The following is a 15,344-nucleotide window of genomic DNA, read 5'->3' as shown; positions in this document are numbered from 1 at the left end:
TCTATGGCAGGCATACTCGAATTCGCTCCGGCCATCGTCCTCCTCCCGTTCCTCTCGTTCCTGATCGCACTCGGAGCGGGGCGGTACATGCCGAAGGGAGGCGCACTGGCGGGTATCGGCGCGACGGCAGGGTCGTTCCTGCTCGCAGTCGCGACGTTCTTCGCCGTCAGTGGAGGACAGACGTACAATCAGACAATCTACACGTGGGCCGAGGGGTTAGACGCGGTCAACCTCACGTTCGGCCTCCTCATCGACCCGCTGTCGTCGATGATGCTGGTCATCGTGACGCTCATCGCGTTCCTCGTCCACGTCTTCAGTCTCGGCTACATGAACGACGAAGGCGAGACGGGCCTCCCGCGCTACTACGCCGGTCTCGGCCTGTTCACCGCCTCCATGCTCGGGTTCGTCGTCGCAGACAACCTGCTCATGGCGTTCATGTTCTTCGAGCTCGTGGGACTGTGTTCCTACCTGCTCATCGGCTTCTGGTTCCGCCAGGACGGCCCACCGAGTGCAGCGAAGAAGGCGTTCCTCGTCACCCGCTTTGGTGACTACTTCTTCCTCATCGGTGTCGTCGCGGTCTTCGCGACGTTCGGCTCTGCGGCCTTCGCCGGCCCCGAAGCGTTCCCGGTACTCGCCGAGGAAGCGCTCGCTGGCGAACACTCGGTCAACACGTTCCTCGGCATGGGCGAACAGGCGTGGTTCACCGTCGTCGGCCTCCTCGTTCTCGGAGGCGTCGTCGGCAAGTCCGCGCAGTTCCCCCTGCACACGTGGCTTCCGGACGCGATGGAAGGTCCGACCCCGGTCTCCGCACTCATCCACGCAGCGACGATGGTTGCGGCCGGTGTCTACCTCGTCGCCCGGATGTACGGGTTCTACGCGCTGACCCCGACGACGCTCGCCATCATCGCCCTCATCGGGGGCTTCACCGCCCTCTTCGCGGCGACGATGGGTGTCGTCAAGAAAGAAATCAAGCAGGTGCTCGCGTACTCGACCATCAGCCAGTACGGCTACATGATGCTCGGCCTCGGTGCCGGTGGCTACGTCGCCGCGACGTTCCACCTCATGACCCACGCCTTCTTCAAGGCGCTCCTGTTCCTTGGCGCAGGGTCGGTCATCATCGCGATGCACCACAACGAGAACATGTGGGACATGGGCGGTCTGAAGAAGAAGATGCCCGTGACCTACTACACGTTCCTCGCCGGGTCGCTCGCGCTCGCGGGTATCGTCCCGTTCGCCGGCTTCTGGTCGAAGGACGAGGTGCTGTACGAGACGCTCATCCACGGGCTCGGCGGCAGTCCGATTCTGCTGGCCGCCTACGCGATGGGCCTGCTCGCCGTCTTCTTCACCGGCTTCTACACCTTCCGGATGGTGTTCCTCACCTTCCACGGTGAGCCCCGGTCCGAGACGGCACGGGACCCACACGGTGTTCACTGGAACGTCAAAGCCCCGCTCGTCGTCCTCGGCGTGCTCGCCACGACGGCCGGGCTGGTCAACATGGTTCCCGTCGAGAAGCTCCTCGGCATCAAGGGAATCGACTTCCTGCACCAGTTCCTCGACGGAAGCTTCGACTCGCTGAACGCGCACCACTACGCCGAACTCCTCCCGTACAGTTCGAGCTACATCGGTGGTGAGGCGACGACGGTGGCCATCGGTGCCGCTGTCTCGCTCGGCCTCGCACTCGGCGGTGCCGCGCTCGCGTACGTGCTGTACAACGTCCCCGAACCCGTCGAACACACGGAGAAGCTCGGGAGCATCAAGACCGTACTGTACAACAACTACTACCAAGACGAGTACCAGGTCTGGATCGCCACTGGCGTCGTCCAGCCCATCTCGCGCGTCCTCGACAAGTTCGACCAGGGCGTCATCGACGGCGTCGTTAACGGCGTCTCCAGCGTCAGCCTGTTCATCGGTTCGCGTATGAAGCGCATCCAGACCGGTGTGGTGAGCAACTACGCGGCACTCCTGACGCTCGGTCTGACGGCCCTGCTGCTTGGTCTTGGCCTCATTGGAGGTTGGTTCGCATGATAATCGAAGCGCTCATCGCAGTCACGTTCCTCGCCGCGCTGGTCACATTCGTCCTGCCGGACCGTTATGCCGGCAAGGCGGCCTTCGCGCTGAGTCTGGTTCCCGTCCTCGGGAGCCTTCTGATGTGGCAACAGTACGACGCGAGCGGGAACGCCTTACTTGGCGGGAACATCGCGTTCGAGACAGACGTCGTCTGGCTGCAACTCGGTCAGTACGACCTCCACTGGATGGTCGGCGTCGACGGAATTAGCCTTCCGCTCGTCGTGCTCACGACCATCCTGACCACGCTCGCTATCCTGAGCTCGTGGACCCCCATTTCGGAGCGTGAGTCGCAGTTCTACGGACTCATGCTCCTGATGGAGGCGAACCTCCTCGGCGTCTTCACGGCGCTCGACTTCTTCGTCTGGTTCGTCTTCTGGGAGGCTGTCCTCGTCCCGATGTACTTCCTCATCGGTGTCTGGGGCGGCCCCCGCCGCAAGTACGCGGCAATCAAGTTCTTCGTCTACACCAACATCGCGTCGCTCGTGATGTTCATCGGGTTCATCTCGCTGGTGTTCGGTCTGGGAGACTCCATCTCCTCGCTCCGCCTCCCCGAGATTGCCCAGGCACTGCAGGCCGGCCAACTCAGCGGTTTCGCCGGTCTCTCGGCGAGCGCGCTGGCGTCGGTCGCGTTCATCGCGATGTTCCTCGGATTCGCGGTCAAGGTCCCGGTCGTCCCGTTCCACACGTGGCTGCCGGACGCTCACGTCGAAGCACCCACGCCGGCGTCGGTCATGCTGGCTGGTGTGCTCCTGAAGATGGGTACGTACGCCCTGCTTCGGTTCAACTTCACGATGCTGCCGGAGACGGCGCGTAGCTTCGCGCTGCCTATCGCTCTGGTTGCCGTCGCAAGCGTCATCTACGGCGCACTCCTCGCGCTGGCACAACAGGACCTCAAGCGCATCGTCGCGTACTCCTCCGTGTCGTCGATGGGGTACGTCATCCTCGGTCTCATCGCCTACACCACCTACGGTGTCGGCGGTGCGACCTTCCAGATGGTCGCCCACGGCCTCATCTCCGGCCTGATGTTCATGGCCGTCGGTGTCATCTACAACACGACGCACACGCGGATGGTCACGGACATGTCCGGGATGGCGGACAAGATGCCCGTCACGGCGGGGATCTTCGTCGCCGGTGCGTTCGGTTACATGGGCCTCCCGCTCATGGCCGGATTCGCCGCCGAGTTCTTCATCTTCAAGGGCGCGTTCGAGTCCACGGTGATGGCGGCGATGCCGCTGTTCACCGGTGCGGCGATGTTTGGTATCGTCATCGTCGCGGGCTACCTGCTGTTCGCGATGCAGCGGACTCTCTTCGGACCCTTCGAGTTCGATGGTGACTACGAAATCACCGAAGCGCCGTTCCACGACGTGGCACCGCTCGCGGTGCTGCTGCTTCTGACCATCGTGCTCGGTGTCCAGCCCGACATCTTCTTCACCATGATTCAGGAGGCGGTTAATCCGATTCTCGAACTGGGAGGTGCGTTCTAAATGACGCCACTGCAGACGCTCCCTGACTGGGCGGCGACGGCACCCGCCATCGTGCTCGCGCTGACGGGTCTCCTCTTGCTGCTCATCGACACCATCGACCCGGACACGTCGAACAACAGTCTGCTCGCCGGCACGGCGACGCTCGGTTCGCTCGCCGCTGGCGGCATCGCTGCCTGGTTCCTCCTCGCAGGAACCGGCATGGAAGAGACCGGTGGCGCCATCTCGCTGTACGGCGATGCACTCGTCGTCGACGGGATGAGCCTGTTCTTCACGCTCATCTTCACGAGTGTCGCCGCGATGGTCTCTGTCGCCTCGTACGACTACCTCTCGGACCAGCGCTATCAGGGCGAGTTCTACTCGCTCGTGATGTTCGCTGCGACCGGGATGACGCTCATGGCGATGTCGAACTCGCTGGCGACGGTCTTCGTCAGCCTCGAACTCGCCTCGCTGCCGTCGTACGCACTCGTCGCGTTCCTCAAGAAGGACCGCGGCAGCATCGAAGCGGGTCTGAAGTACTTCCTCATCGGTGCTGTGTCGTCCGCGGTGTTCGCGTTCGGTATCAGCCTCGTGTTCGCCGTCACCGGCTCGCTCGTCCTCCCGGACGTCGCGGCCGGTCTGTCTGACGCCGACCAACTCGTCGGTGTGCTCGGACTCGGCGTGCTGATGATCGCTGGTGGATTCGCCTTCAAGACCGCCTCCGTGCCGTTCCACTTCTGGGCGCCGGAGGCCTACGAGGGCGCGCCCGCACCCGTCAGTGCGTTCCTCTCGTCGGCGTCGAAGGCTGCCGGTTTCGCCGTCGCCTTCCGCGTCTTCACCGTCGCGTTCCCCCTCGACATCGTCGCCTCGCTCGGTGGCGGTGGCGTCGATTGGTCGATTCTGTTCGCGATCCTCGCCGTCGTCACGATGACGCTCGGTAACTTCGCGGCCGCGACCCAAGAGAACGTCAAGCGCATGCTCGCGTACTCCTCGATTGGACACGCTGGCTACGCGCTCATCGGCCTCGCGGCCATCACCGTCGACGGTGGTGTCGCAAACGGCGACGTTCTCGGCGCGAGTATGGCCCACCTGCTCGTCTACGGCTTCATGAACACGGGTGCGTTCCTGTTCATCGCCATGGTCGAGAAGTGGGGCATCGGCCGAACCTTCGAGGACTACAACGGTCTCGCGACGAAGGTGCCAATCGCCGCGACGGCGATGACCATCTTCATGTTCTCGCTGGCAGGGCTCCCACCGTTCGGTGGCTTCGTCTCGAAGTACGCCCTGTTCTACTCGGCCATCGAGTCCGGCTTCTGGTGGCTCGCCGCCGTCGGCGCCGTGAACAGCGCACTGTCGCTGTTCTACTACAGTCGCGTCGTCAAGGCGATGTGGATCGAAGAGCCGTCGAAGCCGCTCGAAATCGGAAGCCAGCCAGTCGGTCTGTACGTCGCGGTCATCTTCGCCGCGGTCGGTACGGTCCTCCTGCTGCCCGGCTTCCAGCCCGTCATCGAGACGGCACAGACCGTCGCTGCGGCGCTCTTCTGAGCGCACTGACGGCCTGAAAACCCGATTTTATTCTCTTATTTCGGACGCAACAGCTCTGAGAGTGCCGACGCGAGTTCTTCCGAGCGTCGGAGCGTGAGTCCATCGGTGGTGACGAACACGCCCTTGTTGGCTACCGTGACACGCGTCAAGTACCCGTGTTCGAACGCACGAACCGTGTAGCGGTAGTTGCCGAGTTCAGACCCTCGGTAGGCGGTCCGTGCTTGGAACCCGTCGGTCTCGTGTTCGACGAACCCGGTCAAGTCTGCATCTGCTTCGAGGTCCGACCGGAGGTAAATCTGCTCACAACGGTCGTGCGTGAAGTAGGTGACACTTCGGAGGTCGTCACCGACGACGGTTCGGCAGGTCCGGACGATGGCTTCAGCGCGAGATTCGGGGACGAGTTGTGATTCGAGTTCCATCGTATTGTGCGCCATGGTACGACATAACATAATATCATCGCCGAATCGGATGACGGTAGGGTTTTGCGGGCGGACGGCCACCGTGCTAGTATGGTACGTCGCCTGGTTCTCGGCTGTGGGTCTGTCGGTGGAACCCTCGTCGAGAAACTCGCCGACAAGTCCGGTTCAGTTATCGTCGTCACCGACCGGAAAGGGCTGGCCGACGATTTCCGTGCCGACGGCATTGCGGCGACAGCAGGCGACCCGAAAGACCCGACGAACTATCCGGAGTACGCCGACGTAGTTGTCGTCGCTGCAGACTCTGCAGACGAGAACCGAGAGATTGCGACGGTGGCACGTGAGCACTTCCCCGACGCGTCACTCGTCGTCTCCCTCGGGAACGACCCGAGCGAGGCGGCCCGTGCGGCTATCGAACGCGTCGCCGACGAACTCATCGACCCAACCCGAACCGTCGCAGACCGCATCTACGACGCCGCCGGGACGGCCCACAGCGAACGACTCGCTCGTTTGATGCGGGTTCTCCGGGGTCTCGACGGCCCACTCGCAATCGTGATGCACGACAACCCTGACCCCGACGCAATCGCCTCCGGGTTAGCGTTACAGTCGATTGCGGAACGCGCGAACGTCGAAGCCGACATCTGTTACTTCGGGGATATCTCTCACCAGGAGAACCGAGCGTTGGTGAATCTCCTCGACATCAACCTTCGCGTCCTCGACGAGGCACCACCACCGGGGCGGTACGCAGGGTACGCCCTCGTCGACCACTCGCGCCCCGGTGTCAACGACCGCCTGCCGACGGAGACGACGATAGACATCGTCGTCGACCACCACCCACCACGGGCACCGGTCGAAGCCACCTACGTCGACCTCAGAAGCGGTGCCGGCGCGACGAGTACACTCCTCACGGAGTATCTCGAGCGACTCGGCATCGTCCCTGACAGACAGGTCGCGACAGCACTCCTGTTCGGGATTCGCGTCGACACCGACGACTTCACACGAGAGGTCTCGACCGCCGACTTCGAGGCCGCCGCGTACCTCTTCCCACAGGTCGACACCGACCTCTTAGAACGGGTCGAGACGCCGAGTATGACCTCCGACACGATGATGACGCTCGCGCGCAGCATCTCGAACCGAGACGTTCGTGGCGAGATACTCACGTCGAACGTGGGCGACATCCGGGAGCGAGATGCGCTCGCACAGGCCGCCGACCACCTGCTTGGGATGGACGGCATCGACGTCACCATCGTCTACGGTGTGATGGATGGGACGGTGTACGTCTCCGGGCGCGCACAGGGTGGCCGTGTCGACCTCGGCGAGATGTTCCGTGACGCACTCGGCCCCATCGGAAGCGCCGGTGGGCACGCAGATATGGCGGGCGCGCAGATTCCACTCGGCATCTTAGCCGACGTCGGCGACGACTCTCGGGAGTCGCTCGCAACGATCGTCACGGAAATCGTCGCTGGACGCATCTACGAGACACTCGAACACCCACCCTCTACCCCGCGTCTGGACGTGGACGTCACGTTCGAGTACCCATTGGACGAGTAGTCGACGCTCCCCGAGTGTCCGTGTGTCTGACGGCGAATCACCCACTATCCCCCACCACGCTTTTGCCGCCGGTCGCCCTACGTCGGAGGGATGAGTACAAAAGCGACCGTCAAAGAGTACATGACTCGCGAGGTTCAGACCGTCTCTCCGAGCAACACGGTCGCAGACGTGGCCCGCCGCATCGCCGAAAGCGACGGCCACAACGGGTTTCCTGTCTGTGAAGGCCGCAAAGTCGAAGGCTTCGTCACTGCTCGCGATATCCTCCTCGCGGACGACGACGAACCAATCGAGACCGTGATGGCGACAGACCTCGTCGTCGCACACCCCGAGATGGACATCAACGACGCCGCCCGGGTCATCCTCCGCTCGGGCATCCAGAAACTGCCGGTCGTCGACGACGCCGGCAATCTCGTCGGTATCATCTCGAACACCGACGTCATTCGAAGTCAAATCGAGCGCGCGACGCCCGAGAAGGTCGGGAAACTCATGCGGACGCTCGAACAGATTCACGGCATCACCGTCCATCAAGAACGACGGAAGATTACCATCTCTGGCCTCATTCCGACGCAAGCGCGAGTGTACGCCGACGAGTTGGAAGGGCGGAAGTACGAACTCGTACGCGGTCTCGCAGAACCACTCGTCGTCATCGACAACAACGGCACGATGCTGTTGGCCGACGGTCACCACCGTGCACTGGCTGCCGACAGCATCGACATGGACGAGATGGACGCGTACGTCATCGTCATCGACGACCCCGTCGAACTCGGGATGCAACGCACCGCCGAGAAGGAAGGACTCCGCTCTATCGACGACATCGACATCGTCGACTACGCCCGGCATCCGCTCGTCGAGAGCACGCGGCGACTGCAATGAGGTCCGCTGCCGTCTCGGCGACGGCACGCGAACAGGCGCGAACGACCCACACCGACCGAAGTCCTCGTCGCGCCGAACACACAGACCCACCGGTCATCGAAGTCTCGAATCTGACCAAACGGTACGGCGAGGTTGCTGCCGTCGACGACGTCTCCTTTTCGGTCGAACAAGGCACTATCCTCGGTGTCCTCGGCCCGAACGGCGCGGGCAAGACGACGATGCTGAAAGCGATGCTCGGCCTACTGGTCCCATCCGACGGCACGGTCCGAGTCTGCGGAATCGACGTTCACGACGAACCGGCGCGTGCGTACCGACGGGTCGGCGCCACGTTAGAGGGCGCACGAAACATCTACTGGCGACTGACGGTCCGCGAGAACCTCGCGTTCTTCGCTGGACTCGCTGGTGAGTCTGCCCGGGACCCGGCGGTCAGAGAGCGTCACGACTCACTTTTGGACCAACTGGGCCTCCTCGACAGGGCCGACGACGTGGTGAACGAACTCTCTCGGGGGATGAAACAGAAAGTCGCCCTCGCGTGTGCCCTCGCCCGCGACGTCGAAGTCGCCTTTCTCGACGAACCGACGCTCGGACTCGACGTGGAGAGTTCGGTCGACCTGCGGCGAGAACTCCGCCGACTGGCCGACGAACGCGGACTCACTGTCGTCCTCACGAGTCACGACATGAGCGTCGTCGAAGACCTGTGTGACCGCGTCCTCGTCGTGAACCACGGCCACCTCGTCGCCGACGACGGCGTGACTTCACTCGTCGAACTGTTCCGAACGAGCGCGGTTCGTCTCGTCGTCGATGGACCGCTGTCGGTCGAGACGGAACGGTCGATTCGTGCGGCGTACACCGTCGAGTCGTGGGAGACCGACGGCGACCGGACGCGCGTCCTCGTCGCCCTCGAAGACGCGAACGACCTCCCCGCGTTGTCGGCGCGGTTCGTCGAAGACGGTGGGCGACTCGTGTCGGTGAACACCGTCGAACCCGACCTGACGGAGGCGTTCTTGCAGTTGACCGGTGGTGAGGAACGATGAGTACGACGACGTCGACACGCGAACTGCTGACGCTCCTCGGTGCAGTGGCGCGAAAACAGTACATCTTGCTTCGGCGGTATCCCGTGAACACCGTCGGTGGACTGCTCGCCATCTACGTGTTCTTCGCGCTTATCTTCTTCGGCGGACGTGCCGTCGCTGGCCCCGCGTTCGACGATTCGCTCGATTCGCTCATCGTCGGCTACTTCCTCGTGACGATGGCGTTCTCGGCGTATCAGGACCTCGCAGGGAACGTCATGACCGAAGCACAGTGGGGCACCCTCGAACAACTCTACATGGCACCGCTCGGATTCGGCCGCGTCATGGCGGCGAAGACGGTCGTAAACGTCGCGTTTAGCTTCCTCTGGGGCGGCGCGACACTCGTGTTGATGCTCGTGACGACCGGCCGCTCGCTCACTGTCGACCTCCTGACGGTCGTCCCAATCGGCGTCTTCGCGCTCGCGTCAGTCGTCGGCGTCGGATTCGTGATGGCCGGTCTCGCGCTTCTCTACAAGCGTGTCAACAGTATCTTCGGGTTACTGCAGTTCGGCTTCATCGGCCTCGCCGCCGCACCCGTCGAACAAGCGCCGTTGCTCAAGCTGTTGCCACTCGCACAGGGGAGTTTCATGTTACAACGAGCGATGACTGGTGGCGTCAGGCTCTGGGAGTTCCCGATGTCCGACATCGCCGTTCTGGTCGCCGTCGGGGTCGGATACGCTGTCGTCGGATATCTCGTGTTCAGCGTCCTCACGCGTCGCGCTCGGCAACGGGGTGTCCTCGGACACTACTGACGGTAGTACAAACAGTGCCCTTCGCGGGCCTTCCAACGTCGTGTGCAGAACGTCGTTCGCGTGCAGTCAGGACTCGTCGACGTCGTACGCTGCTTTCCACTCGTCGAGCGTCTCACGCGCAGCGGCTTCGTCGTCGAAACGGCGACTTTCGTAGCCACGACCCTCCGGCGACTGGTGGAGGCGGTCGAATCTGACGTGCCACGCGTTCGGCCCGTGCCGAAGTCGAAGCGTCGCGTGCCCGTCGCTTCGTTCCCACTCGACGATACGCTCGTCACGGCGGACTTCCGTCCAACTCATACCGGGGAAACGTGCTCCGAGTCGAAGTCAGTACCCATCTGCAAGTGTCGGAACTTTCGCTGGTTCGACACAGGCAGGCCTCGTCTCGACGCCACAGGCAGGGCACACTGCGTAGCCAAGCCAGTCGTACGGGACCTCAGGAGATGGCTTTTCGAGCCCGCAGTTGTTGCACGTAAAATACGACACCCATTCGAAGGCCATACTGGGTCCAACGAGTGTCAGAGTATTAATTAATCACCGATTACTACAGGTCAGAACCAAATATTGTCGTGGATAACGACTGGTCAGAAACCGGTATCGACGTGGTTTTCTGCCAACCAGCCAAGGGGCAGACGATGACTGTCGAAAACCCACGTCGCGCCCTCGGGGTGGTCTTCTTCATCGTCTTCGTTGACCTCCTCGGGTTCGGAATCCTCATTCCCGTGATTCCGTTGTACGCGCTGTCGTTCGGGGCGACAGAGTTCGTTGGGAGTCTCCTCATCGCATCGTACTCTGCGATGCAGTTCCTCGCCGCACCACTTCTGGGCCGTCTCTCCGACGCTCGAGGTCGGCGTCCGGTTCTCTTGCTCTCGCTCACCGGCAGTGTCATCGCGTGGATGCTGTTCGGTATCGCGGGGTCGCTCGCAGTTCTGTTCGCCGCGCGCATGCTCGCGGGGGCGATGGGTGGCAACATCGCCACCGCGCAGGCGTACATCGCCGACATCACGCCGCCCGAAGACCGCGCGAAAGGACTCGGACTCCTCGGCGCCGCGTTCGGTCTCGGGTTCGTCTTCGGCCCGGCGCTCGGTGGGTTCTTCGCCAGCGATCCCGTCGTGGCCGCCGCCCGCGACATCTTTCCAGCAATCGTTCCAGTCTCGGAGTTCTCGCTTCCCAGTTTCGCCGCCGCCGTCATCACCGGCACGAATCTCGTCGTGGCGTTCTTCGTCCTCCCCGAGTCGCGCCCGCCGGAAGAACGCGGTTCGGAGGCCACCGAACGCGAGTCACGCATCGACCAACTCCTGACGGCACTCAGAACGCACGGCCTCGGTGCCCTCGTCGCGTCGTTCTTCCTCGTCTCCTTCGCCTTTTCCGCGCTGGAGAGCCAGTTCATCTTCCTCACGAACGACCAGTACGGGTACGGCGCGACCGAGAACGCGATTATCCTCACGTACGTCGGCCTCGTTCTCGCCGTCGTTCAAGGTGGCCTCGTCGGCCCCTTGACCGACCGATTCGGAGAGTACCGATTGGCCGTCGCTGGTGCGGCCATTCAGGTCGTCATGCTCGCTGCGGTGCCGTTCTCGCCGGTGTTCGGCACGTACATTCCCACCGTCGGTGCGCTGGTTCCCATCGGACCCACGCTTCCGCCGGGTGTGCTCGCACTGCTCGCCGTGATGACTCCGCTTTCGGTCGGAAACGCCCTGACGAACGTCTCGTTGAACACGCTCGTCTCTCGCTCTGCCGGCGACGACGAGCAGGGCGGTGCGTTCGGCCTCACCCAGAGTGCCGGGAGTCTCGCCCGTACCTTCGGACCAGCACTCGCAGGCGGACTCTACACCGGCATCGCGTTCTGGGCACCGTTCGTCGCGGGCGGGTTGCTGATGATTCCCATTCTCTTCCTTCTGGGCCGACTGGACCGTGAGGTCATCGCGTCGGTGACGGCGTAAAAATCGAGTTCGAACGTCGTTGGGCGGTGCTCAGGCGGGCGTCGGGCCTTCCGGTGCCGGCGTGTCGTCTTCGGTACGGAATCCAGAGACGAGGTCGAGTGACTCGTCCGTGCTTCCGAGGAGGAACAGCGAGTAGTACCGGAAGAACGTCACGACGGGCATCTGAACGAGTGCGCCCACGGCGATTGCAGTGAAGACGAACAGAAGCCCGAGGCCACCGAACAGCACCAGCCCAGCGGTGGAGAACGCGCTGACTTGCGCTCCGGTGAGAACCAGGAGGATTCCGCCGCCGACGATCGCAAACGGAATCGCGACTACGAGCAGGACCAACGCGGTGGCGACGCCGATGGCGATGCCCGCGAGGATGCCGAGGACGAACCTGATGAGGACGTAGAGACCGAACTCCGAGAACTCGGCGCGGAACACAGGGGCGACACGACGCCACGAGTCGATGACGCGCCGGTCTTCGGCAATCATCGTCGGGACGACGAAGTCGGTGGTCAACTGGAGGGCGATGGCGAGCACTAAGAACACCAATATGGCGATGAACACCAGCGGTATCGCGAGGAGGAACACCGACCCATCGAGGTTGATGCCGCCGAGGACGACTGCTGCGAGGGGGAGACCGAGCAACAGCATGACCGCGACGACGAGGCCAACCTGGAAGACGAACAGTCTGAGGCCGAGGCCGAGCCGTTCGCGGAATGGCGTTCTGATGCGTACGTCTTTCGAGATGACGGCATCGACGAAGACGAACTGCATCACGGACCCGATAATCGACCAGATGATGCCGAGGAGGATGGCGATTGCTGCCAGCGCGATGATGAGCGCGAGGATACGACCCGGCGTGACGAATCCCGGGAAGGTGTCGATCGGGATGTCAGTCGGCGGGACCCCGCCATCTGCGGGGAAGGTGAACCCGGTGTTCCCTGCGTTGCCAGCCGTACCACCACCGCTGCCGATACCACCGACGAAGAGGGCGATGAGCGCGAGGCGTGCCCACCGACCTGCGTCGAAGGGGAGGAGGAGCGACCCCGTGGCGTCACGAGCGTCGTCGAGGGCGTCGATTGCTTTCCAACTCATGGCTGGAGATTGGATGCCTCAGGCGATAAAGGTGTCCGAGAGTTTAAGTGATAGCACAGGTCAGGTTCGGTGAACGGCAGTCTCGGCGTGCGGTTTCGAATACAGTCGAGCGGGACACCGACATCTGTCGTGACCGGTGTGGCGTCGCGTCCGACCCCTTCGATGGCTACCCTCGGTTCGTGAGTCCAAACAGCGTCGCTCTGAAACAGGCAACCAAACAGACATGTGACCAACTCTCTCCCCGCTTCTAAGCCACAAATATCAGGGGAGTCCAGTTCAAACGCGACGCTGTATGGTCGGTGTCGAGACTGCGGTCCGTCTCTTCGGTGGTCTCGTACTGTTGTTCGCGAACGCATTCTTCGTCGTCTCTGAGTTCGCGATGACTCGCGTCCCACAGTTCGAGCGGTCGGCGTTCGAAGGGTCGCGTGGACTCGAACGCGCGTGGAAGATGACCGAACGGTTAGAGGTCTATCTCTCGGGGTGTCAGGTCGGTATTACCATCTCCAGTGTCGGCCTCGGCGTCGTCGCCGAACCGGCCGTCGCCGCCGTCTTCGGCGCACTCCTCGGCGGTGGTGCGGGCGCGCACACGTCGCTGTCGGTCATTCTGTCACTGTCGGTCATCAACCTCGCCCACGTCGTCCTCGGTGAGCAGGTTCCCACGTACCTCGGCGTCGAGCGGTCTCGGTTCGTGGCGAAGTACACTGCTCCCGTGTTGTACGCGTGGACGAAACTCATGTACCCAGTCATCGTCGTCGCCGACTGGTTCGCAAAGCGGTTGTTGTCGCTCGGCGGTGTGGAGATAACCCGGTCGTGGCAAGAAGCAGAACTCGACCACGAAGACGAAGACGGCGAGGGTGGGCGCCTCAGTCGCGGAGAGGTCCGGAGCCAGATGGGCGATATCCTCTCCCGTGGATCGCTTCCCGAGGACCGCCGTGAAGAGGTTCTCAACGCCCTCCGAATCGGCCAGTTGTCCGTTCGACGAGTGATGGTCCCAGAAGACGACGTCGTCGCACTCACCACGGCAGCGACGACCGACGAGAACCTCGACCGAATTCGGACGAACCCACAGCACTCGCGGTTCCCACTCGTCGGTGAGTCGTTAGACGACGTTCGTGGCGTCGTCTACGCGCCGACCGTCCTCGCGTCTATCGACCGGCTCCAGTCGGGCGACCGAACGCTCGAAGACATCGCTGCCCCGCCACTCTCTGTCTCGGCGGACCTACCGGTCAGCGACCTCATCGACCGCCTGCAGGAAGAAAATCAGGAACTGGCGATGGTTCGAGACCCCGACACCGACGAGGTGGTGGGTCTCGTCACCGCCTCCGACGCGTTCGAGTCGATTACGGGTCAGTTGTACGACCCGCTCGACCTCGGTGCCTAACTTCGGGACGGGACGACGAACGCACTGGCGACCGCCCACACTTTTCTGTCGCCCTGCGTACCGACGGTCATGACTCCCTTCGAACGACGTACCCACGCGTGCCAAGAGCGATTGGCTACGGTCGATGCGTCGGCCGCCGTCTTGTTCCCGAGTCGGAACCTCCTCTACCTCGCTGGATTCGAGGAGGAACCGGCCGAGCGCCACCTCTTCTTGTTCGTCCCACGAGAAGGGACGCCAGTGTTTCTCGTCCCGGACCTCTACGAAACGCAGGTCCGCGCCGAGTCGTGGGTCGCGAACGTCGAGACGTGGAGTGACGACGAAGACCCAGTCGCCGCCGTCAGAGAAGTCGTCTCGGACCTCGACCTCGGTGACGGCCGCATCCTCGTCGACGACACGATGTGGGCGCAGTTCACGCAGGACCTCCAGTCTGTCCTCCCCGACGTCGAATTCGGGCTCGCGAGCGAGGTCATCGCTCCGCTTCGTGCGAAAAAAGACGATGCCGAACTCGATGCGCTCCGCCGTGCGGGGGCAGTCGCAGACCGCGTCGTCGACCGTCTCCGCGACATGGGCGACCAGTGTGTCGGGATGACGGAGACGGAACTCGCCGGCGAAATCGAGCAACTGCTCGCCGAAGAGGGCGGCGAGGGTGTCGCCTTTGGCCCAATCGTCGGGTCGGGACCGAACGGGGCGATGCCGCACCACACCTACGGCGACCGAATCATCGAATCCGGTGACCCTGTCGTCCTCGACTTCGGGACCCGAGTAGACCACTATCCGAGCGACCAGACGAGAACAGTCGTCTTCGGCGGCGACCCACCCGTCGAGTTCGAGCGCGTTCACGAAGTCGTCCAAGCGGCCCGAACGGCCGCGTTCGAGGCCGTCGAACCTGGTGTCACCGCGGGCGAAATCGACTGGGCGGCCCGCGAGGTCATCGAAGACGCCGGCTACGGCGACCGATTCATCCACCGAACCGGCCACGGGGTCGGCCTCGATGTCCACGAAGAACCGTACATCGTCGCCGGAAGCGACCGTGAACTCGACGTTGGAAACGTCTTCAGCATCGAGCCCGGTGTCTACCTTCCCGACGAGTTTGGTGTTCGAATCGAGGACCTCGTGGTGGTCACCGAAGACGGCGCGGAGCTGTTGAACGACACCGACCGGCACTGGCAGATTTGAACGGCCGCTGGTGGTCGGTCCTCCGCCAGC

General features: G+C 63.1%; 14 protein-coding genes. 10 read left to right on the top strand and 4 right to left on the bottom strand.

Annotated features, from left to right (window positions below; translation table 11 throughout):
- Positions 1-3 precede the first annotated feature (3 nt).
- The 3 genes from nuoL to GJR98_RS13240 are packed head-to-tail and all read left to right on the top strand — an operon-like array spanning position 4 to position 5,072.
- Positions 4-2,025: an NADH-quinone oxidoreductase subunit L gene (gene nuoL / locus GJR98_RS13250; protein WP_151139120.1), complete on the top strand. Its 2,022-nt coding sequence runs from the start codon at positions 4-6 to the stop codon at positions 2,023-2,025.
- Positions 2,022-3,551, top strand: coding sequence for a complex I subunit 4 family protein (locus GJR98_RS13245; RefSeq protein ID WP_151139119.1), 1,530 nt, complete (start codon positions 2,022-2,024; stop codon positions 3,549-3,551). Before nuoL ends, GJR98_RS13245 begins: the two co-directional genes overlap by 4 nt.
- Positions 3,552-5,072 carry an NADH-quinone oxidoreductase subunit N gene (locus tag GJR98_RS13240; protein WP_151139118.1) on the top strand — a complete coding sequence of 507 codons (1,521 nt, stop codon included), beginning with the start codon at positions 3,552-3,554 and terminating at the stop codon, positions 5,070-5,072. It begins immediately after the preceding gene.
- 35 nt (positions 5,073-5,107) lie between these two features.
- On the opposite strand, the gene GJR98_RS13235 is transcribed toward GJR98_RS13240, so the two are convergent.
- The gene (locus GJR98_RS13235) at positions 5,108-5,491 is read right to left on the bottom strand and encodes a DUF7522 family protein (RefSeq protein ID WP_151139117.1); all 384 of its coding nucleotides are present in this window, start codon (positions 5,489-5,491) and stop codon (positions 5,108-5,110) included.
- A gap of 90 nt (positions 5,492-5,581) precedes the next feature.
- On the opposite strand from GJR98_RS13235, the gene GJR98_RS13230 reads away from it, so the two are divergent.
- From GJR98_RS13230 to GJR98_RS13215, 4 genes are all read left to right on the top strand, one after another.
- Positions 5,582-7,039, top strand: coding sequence for a DHH family phosphoesterase (locus tag GJR98_RS13230; protein WP_151139116.1), 1,458 nt, complete (start codon positions 5,582-5,584; stop codon positions 7,037-7,039).
- A 90-nt stretch (positions 7,040-7,129) separates the two neighbouring features.
- Complete coding sequence (locus GJR98_RS13225; RefSeq protein WP_151139115.1) at positions 7,130-7,912, top strand: CBS domain-containing protein; 783 nt, start codon at positions 7,130-7,132, stop codon at positions 7,910-7,912.
- Positions 7,909-8,946: an ABC transporter ATP-binding protein gene (locus GJR98_RS13220; protein ID WP_151139114.1), complete on the top strand. Its 1,038-nt coding sequence runs from the start codon at positions 7,909-7,911 to the stop codon at positions 8,944-8,946. Before GJR98_RS13225 ends, GJR98_RS13220 begins: the two co-directional genes overlap by 4 nt.
- Positions 8,943-9,734 carry an ABC transporter permease gene (locus GJR98_RS13215; RefSeq protein WP_151139113.1) on the top strand — a complete coding sequence of 264 codons (792 nt, stop codon included), beginning with the start codon at positions 8,943-8,945 and terminating at the stop codon, positions 9,732-9,734. The genes GJR98_RS13220 and GJR98_RS13215 overlap by 4 nt, the downstream gene beginning before the upstream one ends.
- A 66-nt stretch (positions 9,735-9,800) precedes the next feature.
- On the opposite strand, the gene GJR98_RS13210 is transcribed toward GJR98_RS13215, so the two are convergent.
- Together GJR98_RS13210 and GJR98_RS17540 are read right to left on the bottom strand one after the other, a co-directional pair.
- A complete protein-coding gene (locus GJR98_RS13210) occupies positions 9,801-10,031 on the bottom strand; it encodes a DUF7543 family protein (RefSeq protein WP_151139112.1) in 231 nt (76 codons plus the stop codon).
- A gap of 27 nt (positions 10,032-10,058) precedes the next feature.
- Complete coding sequence (locus GJR98_RS17540; protein WP_191965469.1) at positions 10,059-10,232, bottom strand: hypothetical protein; 174 nt, start codon at positions 10,230-10,232, stop codon at positions 10,059-10,061.
- A gap of 134 nt (positions 10,233-10,366) precedes the next feature.
- On the opposite strand from GJR98_RS17540, the gene GJR98_RS13205 reads away from it, so the two are divergent.
- Positions 10,367-11,674 carry an MFS transporter gene (locus GJR98_RS13205; protein WP_151139111.1) on the top strand — a complete coding sequence of 436 codons (1,308 nt, stop codon included), beginning with the start codon at positions 10,367-10,369 and terminating at the stop codon, positions 11,672-11,674.
- Positions 11,675-11,704: 30 nt separating this feature from the next.
- Here the strand turns inward: GJR98_RS13205 and GJR98_RS13200 are convergent, their stop codons facing one another.
- Complete coding sequence (locus GJR98_RS13200; protein WP_151139110.1) at positions 11,705-12,757, bottom strand: DUF7544 domain-containing protein; 1,053 nt, start codon at positions 12,755-12,757, stop codon at positions 11,705-11,707.
- 292 nt (positions 12,758-13,049) lie between these two features.
- Here GJR98_RS13200 and GJR98_RS13195 point away from each other — a divergent pair, with 292 nt between their 5' ends.
- Both GJR98_RS13195 and GJR98_RS13190 read left to right on the top strand, forming a co-directional pair.
- A complete protein-coding gene (locus GJR98_RS13195) occupies positions 13,050-14,138 on the top strand; it encodes a CNNM domain-containing protein (protein ID WP_151139109.1) in 1,089 nt (362 codons plus the stop codon).
- A 69-nt stretch (positions 14,139-14,207) separates the two neighbouring features.
- The gene (locus tag GJR98_RS13190; protein ID WP_151139108.1) at positions 14,208-15,314 is read left to right on the top strand and encodes a M24 family metallopeptidase; all 1,107 of its coding nucleotides are present in this window, start codon (positions 14,208-14,210) and stop codon (positions 15,312-15,314) included.
- Positions 15,315-15,344: the final 30 nt, after the last annotated feature.

It is taken from the genome of Haloferax marinisediminis (genome assembly GCF_009674585.1).
Classification (GTDB): Archaea; Halobacteriota; Halobacteria; order Halobacteriales; family Haloferacaceae; genus Haloferax; species Haloferax marinisediminis.
The sequence above is the reverse complement of the archived record's forward strand: the minus strand, read 5'-3'. Positions and strand labels throughout refer to the sequence as shown.

Coding starts and splice junctions, on each gene's coding strand:
- nuoL (WP_151139120.1), top strand. CDS start 4: ATGGCAGGCATACTCGAATTCGCTCCGGCCATCGTCCTCCTCCCGTTC.
- GJR98_RS13245 (WP_151139119.1), top strand. CDS start 2,022: ATGATAATCGAAGCGCTCATCGCAGTCACGTTCCTCGCCGCGCTGGTC.
- GJR98_RS13240 (WP_151139118.1), top strand. CDS start 3,552: ATGACGCCACTGCAGACGCTCCCTGACTGGGCGGCGACGGCACCCGCC.
- GJR98_RS13235 (WP_151139117.1), bottom strand. CDS start 5,491: ATGGAACTCGAATCACAACTCGTCCCCGAATCTCGCGCTGAAGCCATC.
- GJR98_RS13230 (WP_151139116.1), top strand. CDS start 5,582: ATGGTACGTCGCCTGGTTCTCGGCTGTGGGTCTGTCGGTGGAACCCTC.
- GJR98_RS13225 (WP_151139115.1), top strand. CDS start 7,130: ATGAGTACAAAAGCGACCGTCAAAGAGTACATGACTCGCGAGGTTCAG.
- GJR98_RS13220 (WP_151139114.1), top strand. CDS start 7,909: ATGAGGTCCGCTGCCGTCTCGGCGACGGCACGCGAACAGGCGCGAACG.
- GJR98_RS13215 (WP_151139113.1), top strand. CDS start 8,943: ATGAGTACGACGACGTCGACACGCGAACTGCTGACGCTCCTCGGTGCA.
- GJR98_RS13210 (WP_151139112.1), bottom strand. CDS start 10,031: ATGAGTTGGACGGAAGTCCGCCGTGACGAGCGTATCGTCGAGTGGGAA.
- GJR98_RS17540 (WP_191965469.1), bottom strand. CDS start 10,232: ATGGCCTTCGAATGGGTGTCGTATTTTACGTGCAACAACTGCGGGCTC.
- GJR98_RS13205 (WP_151139111.1), top strand. CDS start 10,367: ATGACTGTCGAAAACCCACGTCGCGCCCTCGGGGTGGTCTTCTTCATC.
- GJR98_RS13200 (WP_151139110.1), bottom strand. CDS start 12,757: ATGAGTTGGAAAGCAATCGACGCCCTCGACGACGCTCGTGACGCCACG.
- GJR98_RS13195 (WP_151139109.1), top strand. CDS start 13,050: ATGGTCGGTGTCGAGACTGCGGTCCGTCTCTTCGGTGGTCTCGTACTG.
- GJR98_RS13190 (WP_151139108.1), top strand. CDS start 14,208: ATGACTCCCTTCGAACGACGTACCCACGCGTGCCAAGAGCGATTGGCT.